At 61.3% G+C, this 14,188-nt stretch carries 13 protein-coding genes; 7 read left to right on the top strand and 6 right to left on the bottom strand.

Annotated features, from left to right (window positions below; genetic code table 11):
- Positions 1 to 12 precede the first annotated feature (12 nt).
- On the top strand, positions 13 to 1,554 hold the full coding sequence (glpK, locus tag ACFQL3_RS09470; protein WP_377053621.1) for a glycerol kinase GlpK: 1,542 nt from the start codon (positions 13 to 15) through the stop codon (positions 1,552 to 1,554).
- Positions 1,555 to 1,556: 2 nt separating this feature from the next.
- Positions 1,557 to 2,732 (top strand): hypothetical protein, encoded by a 1,176-nt coding sequence (locus tag ACFQL3_RS09465; protein ID WP_377053619.1) that lies wholly within the window; start codon positions 1,557 to 1,559, stop codon positions 2,730 to 2,732.
- A gap of 122 nt (positions 2,733 to 2,854) precedes the next feature.
- On the opposite strand, the gene ACFQL3_RS09460 is transcribed toward ACFQL3_RS09465, so the two are convergent.
- Together ACFQL3_RS09460 and ACFQL3_RS09455 are read right to left on the bottom strand one after the other, a co-directional pair.
- The gene (locus tag ACFQL3_RS09460) at positions 2,855 to 3,367 is read right to left on the bottom strand and encodes a universal stress protein (protein WP_377053618.1); all 513 of its coding nucleotides are present in this window, start codon (positions 3,365 to 3,367) and stop codon (positions 2,855 to 2,857) included.
- A gap of 58 nt (positions 3,368 to 3,425) precedes the next feature.
- Positions 3,426 to 3,824, bottom strand: coding sequence for a hypothetical protein (locus ACFQL3_RS09455; RefSeq protein WP_377053616.1), 399 nt, complete (start codon positions 3,822 to 3,824; stop codon positions 3,426 to 3,428).
- 102 nt (positions 3,825 to 3,926) lie between these two features.
- On the opposite strand from ACFQL3_RS09455, the gene ACFQL3_RS09450 reads away from it, so the two are divergent.
- The 3 genes from ACFQL3_RS09450 to ACFQL3_RS09440 all read left to right on the top strand — a co-directional run bounded on the left by ACFQL3_RS09450 (position 3,927) and on the right by ACFQL3_RS09440 (position 7,221).
- On the top strand, positions 3,927 to 4,133 hold the full coding sequence (locus ACFQL3_RS09450; RefSeq protein ID WP_377053614.1) for a hypothetical protein: 207 nt from the start codon (positions 3,927 to 3,929) through the stop codon (positions 4,131 to 4,133).
- 216 nt (positions 4,134 to 4,349) lie between these two features.
- Positions 4,350 to 5,891 (top strand): glycerol kinase GlpK, encoded by a 1,542-nt coding sequence (gene glpK / locus ACFQL3_RS09445; RefSeq protein ID WP_377053612.1) that lies wholly within the window; start codon positions 4,350 to 4,352, stop codon positions 5,889 to 5,891.
- Positions 5,892 to 6,165: 274 nt separating this feature from the next.
- Complete coding sequence (locus tag ACFQL3_RS09440) at positions 6,166 to 7,221, top strand: saccharopine dehydrogenase family protein (protein ID WP_377053610.1); 1,056 nt, start codon at positions 6,166 to 6,168, stop codon at positions 7,219 to 7,221.
- A gap of 8 nt (positions 7,222 to 7,229) precedes the next feature.
- Here ACFQL3_RS09440 and ACFQL3_RS09435 read toward each other — a convergent pair whose 3' ends face one another.
- The 4 genes from ACFQL3_RS09435 to ACFQL3_RS09420 all read right to left on the bottom strand — a co-directional run bounded on the left by ACFQL3_RS09435 (position 7,230) and on the right by ACFQL3_RS09420 (position 10,976).
- On the bottom strand, positions 7,230 to 7,688 hold the full coding sequence (locus ACFQL3_RS09435) for a universal stress protein (RefSeq protein ID WP_377053608.1): 459 nt from the start codon (positions 7,686 to 7,688) through the stop codon (positions 7,230 to 7,232).
- 97 nt (positions 7,689 to 7,785) lie between these two features.
- Entirely contained in the window at positions 7,786 to 9,315 is a 1,530-nt protein-coding gene (locus ACFQL3_RS09430; RefSeq protein WP_377053606.1) for a cryptochrome/photolyase family protein, read from the bottom strand.
- Positions 9,316 to 9,399: 84 nt separating this feature from the next.
- The gene (locus ACFQL3_RS09425; RefSeq protein ID WP_377053604.1) at positions 9,400 to 10,203 is read right to left on the bottom strand and encodes an aldo/keto reductase; all 804 of its coding nucleotides are present in this window, start codon (positions 10,201 to 10,203) and stop codon (positions 9,400 to 9,402) included.
- A gap of 332 nt (positions 10,204 to 10,535) precedes the next feature.
- Positions 10,536 to 10,976, bottom strand: coding sequence for a hypothetical protein (locus ACFQL3_RS09420; protein ID WP_377053602.1), 441 nt, complete (start codon positions 10,974 to 10,976; stop codon positions 10,536 to 10,538).
- Positions 10,977 to 11,636: 660 nt separating this feature from the next.
- On the opposite strand from ACFQL3_RS09420, the gene ACFQL3_RS09415 reads away from it, so the two are divergent.
- Both ACFQL3_RS09415 and ACFQL3_RS09410 read left to right on the top strand, forming a co-directional pair.
- A complete protein-coding gene (locus tag ACFQL3_RS09415; RefSeq protein ID WP_377053600.1) occupies positions 11,637 to 12,593 on the top strand; it encodes a transcription initiation factor IIB in 957 nt (318 codons plus the stop codon).
- Between the two features lie 795 nt (positions 12,594 to 13,388).
- A complete protein-coding gene (locus ACFQL3_RS09410; RefSeq protein WP_377053598.1) occupies positions 13,389 to 13,988 on the top strand; it encodes a DUF7344 domain-containing protein in 600 nt (199 codons plus the stop codon).
- Positions 13,989 to 14,188 lie beyond the last annotated feature (200 nt).

The following is a 14,188-nucleotide window of genomic DNA, read 5'->3' as shown; positions in this document are numbered from 1 at the left end:
CCAAACGAAATCATGACAGACAACACCTACGTCGGCGCAGTCGACCAGGGAACGACAGGAACACGGTTCATGGTGTTCGACCACAGCGGGCAGGTCGTGGCGAACGCTTACGAAACACACGAACAGATCTACCCGGAACCCGGTTGGGTCGAGCACGACCCCCGCGAAATCTGGGAGAACACGAAAGAGGTCATGCAGGACGCGCTCAACGACGCTGGCCTGACGCCCGACCAGCTCGAAGCCATCGGCGTCACCAACCAGCGCGAGACGACACTGCTGTGGGACGCAGACACCGGCCGACCGCTCCACAACGCGCTCGTCTGGCAGGACCGCCGAACGACCGACCGCATCGAGACGCTGCAGGACGAAGGCAAGGCCGACGAGGTGCAGGCAAAGACGGGTCTCGAACCCGACGCGTACTTCTCGGCGACGAAAGCCGAGTGGCTCCTCGACAACGCCGACCCGATCAAGACCCAGCGCGCACGGCCCGCCGACGTCCGGGAGCGCGCCGCTGAGGGCGACGTGCTCTTTGGCACTATCGACACCTGGGTTATCTACAACCTGACTGGCAATCACATCACGGACGTGAGCAACGCCTCACGGACGATGCTGTTCGACATCAACGAGATGGAGTGGGACGACGAACTCTGTGAGGAGTTCAACGTGCCCCGCGAGATGCTGCCGGAGGTCCGCCCCTCCAGCGACGAGGAGACCTACGGTAGCACTGACCCCGACGGCTTCCTGAACGCGGAAGTACCGGTCGCCGGCGCGCTCGGTGACCAGCAGGCTGCACTGTTCGGCCAGACCTGTTTCGATGCTGGCGACGCCAAGAACACGTACGGCACCGGGAGCTTCTTCCTGATGAACACGGGCAACGAAGCCGTTACCAGTGAAAACGGTCTCCTCACGACGGTCGGGTTCCAGCGCTCGGGCGAACCCGTCCAGTACGCACTGGAAGGGTCGATCTTCATCACCGGTGCAGCGATCGAGTGGCTCGAAGACCTGACGTTGATCGAGGACGCCGCCGAGACCGAAGAGCTCGCGCGCAGTGTCGATTCGACGGATGGCGTCTACTTTGTCCCCGCATTCACTGGCCTCGGTGCTCCCCACTGGGACCAGCGTGCACGCGGGACAATCGTCGGCATGACGCGCGGAACGCGACGCGAACACATCGTTCGCGCGACCCTGGAGGCAATCGCCTACCAGACCCGCGACGTCGCCGAAGCGATGGAAGCCGACAGCGGCATCGACATGCAGAGCCTGCGCGTCGACGGTGGCGCGGTCAAGAACAACTACCTCTGTCAGCTCCAGTCCGACATTATCGACACGGACATCGCGCGTCCGGAAGTCGACGAGACGACGGCGCTGGGTTCGGCCTACGCGGCTGGCCTGGCCGTCGGCTACTGGTCCGACCTCGACGAACTCACCGCCAACTGGCAGATCGACCGCGAGTTCGAACCGGAGATGGAGAACGACGAAGCGGACAAGATGTACAACCGCTGGTCGGACGCCGTTGATCGCTCCCGCGACTGGGCTCGCGATGGTGGTGACTAAACGTGGTAGTCGAGATTGCACCTGACCTCGCACTTTCGGCACTCGACGTCTCGGACCTCATTCTGGAGGTCTCGGCACCGGAGTACAGTCCGGGCGGAATCGAAGATGTTGTGGACTCGCTGACACAACCGGAACTCTGGCTCGGTGCACTGGCAGGCGGCGCGTTTGGTGCCGCACTCGGTGCGCTTCCAGCTTTCGTCTTCACCGGCTTCCTCGTCATCGCGGGGTCGCTGGGTGGTGGCGGCTTCGGCGTCGGCGTCGGGTTCGGCCCCGTCTTCGGCCCCCACATCAGTTTCGCTGGCGGTGCCGCAGCAGCGGCGTACGCGGCCAGTCGCGGAAAGATGGAATCCGGCTTCGACTACCATAACGGGAAAGACATTACGTTTGCGTTAGGTAGTAGACCGGATATACTGGCCGTCGGGGCCGCATTCGGTGCGTTCGGACTGCTTCTGGAACAACTCTCACGCCAACTCGCGCTACCGCTCGATCCGATCCCGCTCAGTATCGTGATCAGCGCGCTCGTCCACCGACTCGTCTTCGGCTACAGCGTCATCGGTATCGTCAGCGACAAAGCCGACGGTATCCTCGATATGTCGCCGTTCGAGCGCGAAGAGACGCGTGACGCCGGCGAAGTCGTCGGTGACGGTGAGAAAGACGGAGCCGACCGTCTCGCAGTCGAGCCGTGGCTGCCGGAGATGTACAAGTGGTCCCATGTGGCGACGATCGGCGTGGTCGCCGGTCTCGCAGCCGCGGTCATCACGCACAGAATGATCGTCGGCGCTGGCCACGGTGGCGTGGCAGTGTTCGCCGGCTTCGGTATCAGCGCAGCATCACTGCTGTTCCTGAACCTCGGAATCGGCCGGATCCCGGTCACCCACCACATGACTCTGCCCGCCGCGACGGCGTACGCGGCGACGAACGAGTCGACGATGACTGCCCTCGGTGTGGATCCGTCGGCAGGGATCGCGTTCGGTGCGGCAGGAGCGATCATCGTCGGTGCAATCTTCGGACTCTACGGTGCGCTGGCAGGCGAGTTCCTCCAGCGTATCTTCTACGCTCACTCCGACACCCACTTCGACCCGCCGGCGGCATCCATCGTCGTGACGACCGCGACGATCGGTATCCTGTTCCTCGCAGGCATCTTCGCCTGGGGAGTCTGGGTCCCCGGTACGGTCTAAGTCGGTAACTCAGCCGTCTTTTTTATTGTGTCTCGCTGATCGATAGCGATAGCCACGGAAAATATCGAATCTCGGTTACGTGCCGTCAGGCGATGGCACTGTCGTTTCTACTGGATCGGCCACTACTCTTCGGCCTCGGCCCGCACCGTTACAACGGGGATATCCGACGTCCGGACGACCTTCTCGGTGATACTCCCGAGCAGATATCGGTCAGCACCCGTCCGTCCATGCGTCCCCATCACGACGAGATCGATCCCTTCCTCGGCCGCGTGATCGAGGATTACCTGATAGGGATCCCCCGAGTCGACGACCGTCCGGGTATCGATCCCCTCAAGCTGTTCGGCGGTGTGTTCGACCACCGCTTCCCCCTGTTCTTCGAGCGCTTCACGGGTCTCCTCCGGCATCGGCTGTTGGCCGACCATCCCCGGACCGTTATCCCGACCGTGGCCGCCGACCATGCCGGGCTCGCTCTCGGTGTCCTGGTGGCCAACCATCCCGATGCCGACCTCTGTCGTGTCGATGGCGTAGAGTATGTCGACCGTTGCATCGTACGTCGAAGCGAGATCGCGCACGTGTGGGAGTGCCGCTTCGGCGCCATGGCTACCGTCCGTCGGATAGAGTATCTTGTCGTACATGATCCCATTCGAATTTTCGGGAGACTATCACAAAAACATATCAGCTAGTGCCGGTGAACTATCGCGGTAGAAGCTGTGATAGCACGGAGAAAGCAACAACCGAAACGAGCGTGCCGACACCGATGGCCGTCAGGAATACGGGGTGCAGATACATGACAGCAATCGTAACCGGCGCACCGAGCAGTAGCGCCGCGCCGACGGCCCCGTGATGGAAGTTCCCGGTCGCCGGATGCTCTTCGAGCGGAACCCTGTCCTCGGCCGGGACCGACATACTGACCTGGTACGGAATGAGAAACCGGGCACCGATTCCCGCTGCGGCCGCGGTGATCGAACTGAACTGGATCCCTCCCGTGAGCTGTAAACTGCCGAAAAACGCGATGACCGCAACGCCGACTGCGGCGGCCCTGCTCCACTGGTCCGCTTTCAGCACGCGATCCGAGAACTGTTCTTCTTGCACAATTCAATCGGCACATTCAGTATATATAAATCTTGTTAGTTCTGACGAAAAGACGTGTGACGAACATAAAGAAATTTATGGGTTCCGGGGGTTCGGAAACCTATGCTTGATCGACTCGGCCTTGAACGCCGCGATGTTCGGAAACTGCTCGTGGTCGTCGGCATCGTCGCCATCGTGGTTGCGCTCACCCTGACTGGCGAAACGGTGTTCGTCCGTGCCGTTACCGGTCTCTTTGCAGGTATTATTAGTGCATTTTCATTTCTAGTCGTGACAGTCGTTCTCAACGTATACAAGCCCGATTACTGGTGATGGCCCGAGCGGGGGTGGTCTCTCCCAGTCACGCTCCGAGACGCGACACGGCATTCGAGACCAACCGATCGGCTGTCACGGAACGGCACTGATCCGGTCTGGTGATCGCCGGGGGAAACTTTATATCATATATTGTCAACTTCATTATCAAGGACCTACTGGAACTCCCCACCGGGCTACCGACACTCGACTAGGGGAGAACTCGGACCACAAACCATGACAGATAACACCTACGTCGGCGCAGTCGATCAGGGGACGACAGGAACGCGATTCATGGTGTTCGACCACAGCGGGCAAGTCGTGGCGAACGCTTACGAAACGCACGAACAGATCTACCCGGAACCCGGTTGGGTCGAGCACGACCCCCGCGAAATCTGGGAGAACACGAAAGACGTCACGGTGCTGGCGCTCGCGGATGCGGGCATCAGTGCGGACCAGCTCGAAGCAATCGGTGTGACCAACCAGCGCGAGACGACACTGCTGTGGGACGCAGACACCGGCCGACCGCTCCACAACGCGCTCGTCTGGCAGGACCGCCGAACGACCGACCGCATCGAGACGCTGCAGGACGAGGGTAAAGCCGACGATGTAAAGGAAAAGACCGGTCTCGAACCTGACGCGTACTTCTCGGCAACGAAGGCCGAGTGGCTCCTCGACAACGCCGACCCGATCAAGACCCAGCGCGCACGCCCAGCCGACGTCCGCGACCGGGCAACGGACGGGGAGATACTGTTCGGAACGATCGATGCGTGGCTCATCTACAACCTCACGGGCAACCACATTACGGACGTGACAAACGCGTCCCGGACGATGCTGTTCGACATCAACGAGATGGAGTGGGACGACGAACTCTGTGAGGAGTTCAACGTGCCCCGTGAGATGCTGCCGGAGGTCCGCCCCTCCAGCGACGACGAGCACTACGGTCATACCGATCCCGACGGCTTTCTTGCGGCTGAAATCCCGGTCGCAGGAGCACTCGGTGATCAGCAGGCTGCACTGTTCGGCCAGACCTGTTTCGATGCCGGCGACGCCAAGAACACCTATGGGACTGGGAGCTTCTTCCTGATGAACACGGGTAACGAGGCCGTTACCAGTGAAAACGGTCTCCTCACGACGGTCGGGTTCCAGCGCTCGGGCGAACCCGTCCAGTACGCACTGGAAGGGTCGATCTTCATCACCGGTGCAGCGATCGAGTGGCTCGAAGACCTCACACTTATCGATAGCGCTGCTGAGACCGAAAAGCTCGCGCGCAGCGTCGATTCGAGCGATGGCGTCTATTTCGTTCCCGCATTCACTGGCCTCGGTGCGCCACACTGGGATCAGCGGGCACGCGGGACGATCGTCGGCATGACGCGTGGAACGGGACGTGAACATATCGCTCGAGCGACCCTGGAGGCAATCGCCTACCGCACTCGCGATGTCGCCGAAGCGATGGAAGCGGACAGCGGCATCGACATGCAGAGCCTGCGCGTCGACGGCGGCGCGGTAAAAAACAACTTCCTCTGTCAGCTCCAGTCCGACATCATCGACACCGGTATCGTTCGGCCTCAGGTCGACGAGACGACGGCGCTGGGTTCGGCCTACGCGGCCGGTCTGGCCGTCGGCTACTGGTCCGACCTCGACGAACTCACCGCCAACTGGCAGATCGATCGGAAGTTCGAACCGGAGATGGAGTCCGAGCGGGCCGACAGACTGTACAGTCAGTGGTCGGAAGCGGTCGAGCGGTCCCTGGACTGGGCTGGAATCTCGGATAGTTAGCCTGTCGGGTAAGCGTCGTATCGACGTGTCCAGGGCCTGACTCTGCACGTCCGGTCCGGCGAGTACCGCCCCGATAGTGTTTGCCGGCGTCAAGCACAGCGTCACGGCGAGTCCTGACGTCTCTGTTGCGGTTGCCGTCGTCCTCTGGGGCGTCTTCGAGACCGGTGGCTGGGTCCTGCTCCCGTTCTGATCAGCCAGCGGTCTTCACCGGGGCGATGCGGCGGCGGCACCCCACCGACAGCGCCTTTTTGTTCGTTTGTGACGAAGGACGGCCATGAGCGCCGATTTCCTCGTCTATGGCTCGTACGGCTTCACCGGGTCCCTCGCCGTCGAGCAGGCCCTCTCTCGGGGACTCTCACCGATGCTCGCGGGGCGTCGCGCCGAACCGGTGGAACGCCAGGCCACCGAGTTCGACTGCCCACACCGTGTGTTCAGTCTCGAACATCCGACCGTTATCGCGGATCAGCTAGACGACGTCGATGTCCTATTGAACTGTGCGGGCCCGTTTTCGTCAACGGCTGAACCCCTCGTGTCGGCGTGTCTGGCGACCGGGACAGATTACATCGACGTCACCGGCGAGTACGAAGTCATCGACCGGATCGCCGACCTGGATCGGGACGCCGAACAGGCCGGAGTGACGCTCCTGCCTGGGGTCGGCTTCGACGTCGTCCCGAGCGACTGTCTGGCAGCGAGTATTGCTGGAGAACTGCCCGAGGCGACGACCCTCGAACTCGCCATCGACGGCGGCACGACGATTTCCCAGGGAACCGCCAAAGCACTCGTCGAGGGGCTGGGATCGCCGGGCGCAATCCGTCAGGACGGACGAATCGAACACGTCCCCGTCGCGAGCAAGCGCCGGCAGATAGACTTCGGTGATGGCCCGAAGCCGACGATGACGATTCCCTGGGGGGACCTCGTGACTGCGTATCACTCGACGGGGATCGGCGATATCGAGGTGTACACCGCCGTCCCGGGGCCAGCAATCACCGTTATGCGCCGTACGCGACCGCTCGGGCCCGTACTGCGGGCGCAACCGGTTCAGCGACTGCTCAAGCGACTGGTCGAGGCGACAGTTACGGGGCCGTCGGCCGAACAGCGGGCGGAGAACGTATGTCACGTCTGGGGGCGGGTCTCGAACGAGGACGGCGACTCCGTCACTGGACGGCTTCGGACGCCCGATCCGTACGAAACGACGAGACTGACCACCGTAGAGGCGGTGAGTCGACTGCTCGACGATTCCGTATCGAGCGGGTTTCAGACGCCAGCGACGGCGTTCGGTGCCGGCTTTGCGACCGAGTTCGACGAAATCGAACGGATCGACCGAGACTGAATCCGTCGTTACTCCTCGTCTGCGTCCGGCGGCGTCTTTACTATTGAAACCGGCCTGCTGGCCCGTCGGGCGACGCGCTCGGTCACGCTACCCAGTAATCGTCGATACTCGCCCGGACGTTCCTCCGTCCCCAGTACGATCACGTCGGCGTCGACTTCGCTCCCCGTGTCGAGGATCTGTTCGTGTGGGACGCCACGCTCCAGCAGCGTAACGACCTCGATACCCTCCCCGGTGGCTTGCGTTTCGACCTCCGAGAGCACGTCCGTCCCACGCTGTTCGAGCGCGGACTCCAGTCCCTCCCTGTCGTGGACGTACTCGTCGCCGCCGTATGCCTGATAGACGTCCTGATCGATCACGTACAGTGCGTACAGCGTCGCATCGTGCGCCGCCGCGAGTCCGATCGCGTGGCGGGTCGCTCTGTCGGACCCGCGAGTTCCGTCCGTCGGCAGGAGTATGCGGTCGTACATGATCCGTTTGAACTTGTACCGAGCGCTACAAAATACCCCGCGACGGTTCCGACGGCCCGAGAGCGACCCCGACAGCACATATCGGGCGCACGACGGCTCAGAGCTCTCCGCGTCGTGCGCGCTCCCTGAGCGTTTCCGCGCGCTCGCGGATGGCGTTCAACTCGGAGTCGTCTTTGTTGTCCAGATGGCTGTAGACCAGCCCCATCCGGTGGTTGTCCCGTAGTTCGTCCCCGTTCCGGTCGAGGAAGTCCCAGTAGAGCGCATTGAACGGGCAGGCACCCTCGCCGGTGGTCTTGGTGTGGTAGTACTCACACCCGCTACAGTAGTCGCTCATCTTGTTGATGTAGTTCGCCGAGGCGGCGTACGGCTTCGTCGCGAAGATGCCGCTACCGAACAGCCCCATCTCGACGACGTTCGGCGTCGTCACCCAGTGGTAGGCGTCGACGAAGCCAGCGTGGAACCACCGGTTCAGCTGTGCGGGTTCGACGCCGTAGAGCAGTCCGAAGTTCGACAGCACCATCAGCCGCTGGATGTGGTGGGCGTATCCGCGCTCGCGGACGCCCTCGACGCTCTCATGCAGGCAGTTCATCCGGGTGTCGCCGGTCCAGTAGGCGGGCGGCAGGTCCTGCTCGGCATCCAACTGGTTCGCCTCGCCGAGGTCGGGCATCTCCCGTCGGTAGACGTGGCGGACGAACTCGCGCCAGCCGATCACCTGCCGGACGAACCCTTCGACGCTGTTGAGCGGCACTGCGTCGTCCTCGCCCGCTTCGATCACGCGTTCGACGACTTCGGTGGGATGGAGCAAGCCGATGTTCAGCGCCGGGGAGAGCAGGGCGTGATACATGCCCCACTCGTCTTCGACCATCGCGTCCTGATACGGGCCGAAGGCCGGGAGTCGGTCGGTGCAGAACGCCTCCAGGGCGTCGAGCGCCGCCGCTCTGGTCACCGGCCAGCGGAACGGCTCAGGGTCGGCCCAGTCGCCGCCGCACGGTGGGTCGTCGTAGCCGCCGTCAAAGGACTTCTCGACCCACTCGGCGACGGCCTCGGTCGTCTCGTCCGGGGGGAACGCGGGTGGCTCCGGCGCACTGAACTCCGCGTCGGGCGTCTCGCGGTTCTCCTCGTCGTAGTTCCACTCGCCGCCGACCGGTTCGTCCCCGTCCATCAGGTAGCCGGTCTTCGTGCGCATGAACCGGTAGAACTCTTCGTGGCGGTAGCCCTCCCGGTCACCTGCCCACTCGTCGAACTCTTCGGGCGAGCAGAGGAACAGTTCGTTCTCGACGAACTCGATCGTCCCGCCGTGGTCGGTGACCAGGTCGTCGAACCGCTCTGCGCCGTTCGCACTCGCCGGTCGCATCGCTACCAGTTCGTCGCGAGGGTGATCGGCGAAGTACCGTCGTAGCCCTTCGTCGAAGCTCTCGGCCTGGTAGTACCGAACCGTCCGCCCGCGCTCCCTGAGTTCGTCCCGGAAATGCCGCATCGCGCTGAAGACGACCGTGAGTTTGTGCGGATGGTACGGTAGTCGGCGGGCAAACGACTCCGCTTCAATCAGCAGGATCGGTTCGTCCGGACGCCGGGCGACCGGCCCACGCTTTCGTAACAGCCCATCGCCGAGCACGAGTACGGTCATCGCCGCCGGTCCCTCCTGAGGATGCGCTCTGCTATCATTCGATATTCGTTACGGCGGAATCGACAAAACCGTTCCCCCGGATACTTACTCCCAGGGCGTCCAGTCGCCGTCGACCACCCGGTGCTCCCGGTCGATACCGTCGATCTTCCGGACGTCTTCCTCGTCGAGTTCGAGATCGACCGCGCCGTAGTTCTCCCGGATGTGTGCCGGTGTCGCCGCTTTCGGGATCACCGCAACGTTCTCCTTTGCCAGTAGCCACGCGAGGCTGACCTGTGCGGGCGTCGCGTCGTGCTTCTCGGCGACATCCTGTATCTCGGGCACGTCGAACACTTCGCCGCGAGCGATGGGCGAGTACGCGACGAGCCAGTGATCGTCCTCGCGGGCGTACGAGCGCAGTTCCTCCTGCTGGAGCAGTGGATGACACTCGACCTGATGGGCGAACAGCGACACGCCCCGATCGTTCAGGCCGTCGATGGCCTCCTCTAGCAACTCGGGGGTGAAATTGGAAAGGCCGACGTGATCGACGACTCCCTCTTCGGCGATGGCGGCGAGTCCGGACAGCGTCTCTTCGGGATCGTACGTGTTGAGCGGCCAGTGGACGTACATCAGGTCGATAGTGTCGACGCCCAGCCGTTCTGCGCTCTTCCGGGTCGTCGCGACCACGTCGTCGTATCCAAGATTGGCTGTGGCGAGTTTCGACGCGACGAACACGTCCTCGCGGTCGACGGCCGAGTCGGCCAGTGCCTCGCCCACGTAGGCTTCGTTGTCGTAGCCCTGTGCGGTGTCGATGTGGCGGTAGCCGATGTCGAGCGCCGTCTCGACAGCGGTGATGCACTCGTCACGGTCCGTCATCTGATAGGTGCCGAAGCCGAATCGGTCGAAATCCATACTGTACAGTTGGCTGTTCGGCGGGCTTAGTTCCCCCGGAGGCGGCGGAATATGGGCGATTTTACGTCGACGTCCCGGGCGAGAAAGCGGCGGCGCAGGTGGAGGTTTATCTATCCGTAGCCGTAACTATAATACACAACGATGAAGATTCATCGGTTGAAGTGTCGGCTGGGGCTACACGACTGGGAATCTACGTCCCACCGATACGACGACGTCGTTCTGGTCGAAAAGGAGTGTCTGTGGTGTACAGCCGAGACTGCCACTGTGCATTATCCGTTCGAGAGCGGCGACCGGACCGGTGGTTCCGCTCGGACCGAGCACTGACTGATCGATCACTCCTCGCCCGCTCGCGCTGCGAGGACTGCGTGGATCAGTTCCTCCTCGTGGTTCGCGGCGACTCGGAGGACAGCATCGTAAAACTCGCTTCCCGTCAGGTTCCGGACGTCGTGATCAGCTCTGAGCCGTGCGTCCACGAGCGCCTCCACGTCCTCGATGGCCTGCCAGCTCGACGGGCGGACGTACATCGTTTGCTGGGTGGTGGCGTCGAACTCGAACGCTGGCTGTGTGTGGAGTTCGGCGGGCGCTCGCGTGTCCTCGTCGATGACGTCGTCGACGATATCCGCGAGCGATTCGATGCTGATCACTTCGGGCGGTCCCACCGTCTCGTCTGCCCCCGTATCGGCGGCTGACCCTTCTGGCCGATCCGTCACGGTGTCCCTTTCCGACGGAGTGTCCCTGCCGTTCGTCCTACCATCGGAGTCCTTCTCGGTCATCGGCCATCCCTCCGGAGCGACCATTGGTCACTGATCCCGCCCCGGAGCGAGTCAGGGCGACGATCCGGTCGCTGGTCCCGCTCATCCAGTTCGTCGCCCCATACGCCACCGACTGCATTGCGACAATACATCGTGCACATTGTGCAATCCCCCGTCAGTAGACTGGTACTGGTCTAGTAACTACTGCACAGAAGAAGGACATATATCTACCGCCTACCAGACCGATACTGGAACGGACATAGGCCGGGGGCCTCACCTGAGTAGTTCGCTATGTCAGACATTTCACAATGTGTACAATGTGTACTTACGATGCTGCTCATCCGGCGGGAACGACGCTTGCACAGTAGGAACGTCTAATCCTGGCATAGTAGTGTTATAACTGGCCGAAGCGGCCCCAACCGCCCGGCGAGTCACGATTATTGGTATTATTTAGCACAAAGGTGAGAGTACTCGCGCCCGAGCATCGTAAGTAGAGGTATTGTAGGTAACCGCTACGCTGGCGGTGATTATGCACCGAATTATAACGTCGCTAGACACTTTATAACTAAGTCCGTTACACCCAGTTTGTGAGACGAACGATGGTGAGGGTTAAGTACCAGATGCCGGCCTCATCCGACTTAAACCTAACAGTCGGCACCCCCAAAGAGAACCATGACTAACATGAACACATACAGCAGCACGAAGCGCCAGTCAGAGGAGAACATCGAAGACTCCCACGAGGGCTCTACGTGTACGGAGTGTGAGAGCGGGACGCTGGTTCACAACTCCGACCGTCACGAACTCGTCTGTAACGAGTGTGGGCTGGTCGTCGAAGACGAGTCGATCGACTACGGGCCAGAGTGGCGGGCGTTCAACCATTCCGAGCGACAGGAGCGATCCCGCGTTGGTGCACCGACGACCGAGCTGATGCACGACCGGGGGCTGACCACGAAGATCGACTGGCGCGACAAGGACGCGAACGGCCGGACGATTCAGCCCGAACAGCGAAGTCGGATGCAACGCCTTCGAAAGTGGCAACAGCGGATCCGCACCGGCGACGCCGGCGAGCGGAACCTCAAGCAGGCACTCTCGGAGATCTCCCGTATGTCGAGCGCGCTCGGCGTTCCCCACTCGGTCCGGGAGGTTGCGAGCGTCATCTACCAGAAGGCGCTCGACGAAGACCTGATCCGGGGCCGATCGATCGAGGGCGTGTCGACGGCGTCTCTGTATGCCGCCTGTCGGCAGGAAAACATCCCCAGAAGCCTCGACGAGGTGGCTGAGGTCTCCCGCGTCGACCGAAAGGAGATCGGTCGCACGTACCGACACATCTCCCAGGAACTCGAACTGATAATGGAGCCGGTCGATCCCACCCAGTATCTGCCGCGCTTCTGCTCACAGCTAGATGTCGACGGCGAGATCAGACAGCTTGCGAAGGAGATTCTCGAAACGACCGTCGAGAGCGGCGTCCATTCGGGCAAATCGCCGACAGGCTGTGCGGCGGCCGCCATCTATCTGGCGGCCCAGCGGTGTGATCGGGAGATCACCCAGCGTGACGTCGCCGACGTCGCGCAGGTCACGGTGGTCACGATCAGGAACCGATATCAGGAACAGGTCGAGGCGATTGAAGGCGAGCTATAGGGCGCACAGGTCTCCTTTTGCTGCTGCCGATCGCGTATTGTTGGTGATACCGAGACGGTTCCCTGCATGACCCTCGTACTCCGCTTCGCCGGGTCGTGAATCGAGTGCGTGGAGCTGGCGCGTGGCTCGGGCTGGGAGCGTTGGGAACACTTCGCCGAGCGACCGGGATCAGTATATAAGATCGTATTTCTCCCTAGATAATATAATCAGCTGGGTGAAATCACACGATCTTTCAATATTAGAGGATCTGTATCGATCTGTTATGTACGGGAGATATTCGCATATGTACGGCCAGTTCAGTCCACGGGTTTCCCCGAGGACTAGCCGATCAATACCGAACTCGTCCACCACGAACGCCAGTTTCCTGTCAGGAGAAACTGCATGGCAGGCTCCGATAAGACACTTGCGAAAACAACATATATTGTGTTTTAGGGCGTTAAACGCCATTTTTCAGGGGGTGGACAGTTCTCTACATCGAGTTTCGTTCCGATCGCCTCAGGCCCGGCCGTCGTTACAAAACCCGTCGATAATTCGTGACTTACTGTTCGTTGCGAACTAGCAACCCCAGTATAAGAAAAGGTAAGATGTGATGTGCCGACAGAAGTGAAACCATCACTTTGGTTTGATTAAGTTTACAAAGCATGACGTTGACTACTCAGATAGACAGAACGAATCGATACGCGAAGACAACCCGTACCGCGTAGTAGAACAAAGCAAGTCCGCAACAGACAATGGGGGAAATCATGAACGAGCATAAATGGGAATACGGAGAGCTAACGACTGGGGGGAAAGAGTATGACCAGCACTAATGTCGGTCAAACGGCGTCCGAGAAGGCGACACAGTCGCCTGACGAGGCGGAAGAAGAGTCGGCTGAGGTGGAGCAGAGCGAACCAGAGACATCGCAGTTGCCGCTGGACATCATCTTCGAGATACTGAAAAATCGACGGCGTAGACGCGTTCTACACCATCTGAAAGAACAAGAAGATGGATCGATCGATCTCGGGAGCCTCGCGGAGCACGTCGCCGCGCTGGAAAACGACAAATCAGTTGCGGCGCTCACGTCGGGCGAGCGAAAGCGCGTGTACGTCGGACTGTATCAGTGCCACCTGCCGAAGATGAACGACGCAGGGGTAGTGGACTTCGATCGTAATCGTGGCACGATCGAACTCGGGGAGAACGCCGACCAACTCGACGAGTATCTCGACGTGGACGGCGAAGACGAGACGCCATGGCCCCGCTACTATCTGGGAATCACCCTCGTCGGGGCTGGTCTCTTTCTAATCGGACAGGCGGGATTCTACCCGGTCGACTGGCTCGGTACTGCAGTCGTCCTGCTGATGATCGGCGCGCTCGCCGCCTGTGCGGCAGTTCACACGCGTGCTCGTCAGGAGTGAGGACGCTATGCGGGCAGTTTTTCAATCAGAACCATCGGTCGGTTACCGGCGCGTATACGGTTCCTATCCGCTCTAGGCATTTACTGTCGAAACTGCATCTGATCTATAACAAAGAGTAGGGACAGTTACGATTCAGTAACCGTCTCCCGGACTCGCCGGGGCGTACCGAGGACATCCATGATCGTGCTACGAACCGTTAC

The organism is Natronoarchaeum sp. GCM10025321, from assembly GCF_042663585.1.
In the GTDB taxonomy this organism is placed as follows: Archaea; Halobacteriota; Halobacteria; order Halobacteriales; family Natronoarchaeaceae; genus Natranaeroarchaeum.
This window is presented reverse-complemented; position numbering and strand designations above follow the sequence as displayed.

What these genes read in the sequence shown, in the direction of transcription:
- ACFQL3_RS09410 (WP_377053598.1), top strand. Translation starts at nt 13,389, where the DNA reads ATGACCAGCACTAATGTCGGTCAAACGGCGTCCGAGAAGGCGACACAG.
- ACFQL3_RS09420 (WP_377053602.1), bottom strand. Translation starts at nt 10,976, where the DNA reads ATGACCGAGAAGGACTCCGATGGTAGGACGAACGGCAGGGACACTCCG.
- ACFQL3_RS09415 (WP_377053600.1), top strand. Translation starts at nt 11,637, where the DNA reads ATGAACACATACAGCAGCACGAAGCGCCAGTCAGAGGAGAACATCGAA.
- glpK (WP_377053612.1), top strand. Translation starts at nt 4,350, where the DNA reads ATGACAGATAACACCTACGTCGGCGCAGTCGATCAGGGGACGACAGGA.
- ACFQL3_RS09440 (WP_377053610.1), top strand. Translation starts at nt 6,166, where the DNA reads ATGAGCGCCGATTTCCTCGTCTATGGCTCGTACGGCTTCACCGGGTCC.
- ACFQL3_RS09450 (WP_377053614.1), top strand. Translation starts at nt 3,927, where the DNA reads ATGCTTGATCGACTCGGCCTTGAACGCCGCGATGTTCGGAAACTGCTC.
- glpK (WP_377053621.1), top strand. Translation starts at nt 13, where the DNA reads ATGACAGACAACACCTACGTCGGCGCAGTCGACCAGGGAACGACAGGA.
- ACFQL3_RS09430 (WP_377053606.1), bottom strand. Translation starts at nt 9,315, where the DNA reads ATGACCGTACTCGTGCTCGGCGATGGGCTGTTACGAAAGCGTGGGCCG.
- ACFQL3_RS09435 (WP_377053608.1), bottom strand. Translation starts at nt 7,688, where the DNA reads ATGTACGACCGCATACTCCTGCCGACGGACGGAACTCGCGGGTCCGAC.
- ACFQL3_RS09460 (WP_377053618.1), bottom strand. Translation starts at nt 3,367, where the DNA reads ATGTACGACAAGATACTCTATCCGACGGACGGTAGCCATGGCGCCGAA.
- ACFQL3_RS09425 (WP_377053604.1), bottom strand. Translation starts at nt 10,203, where the DNA reads ATGGATTTCGACCGATTCGGCTTCGGCACCTATCAGATGACGGACCGT.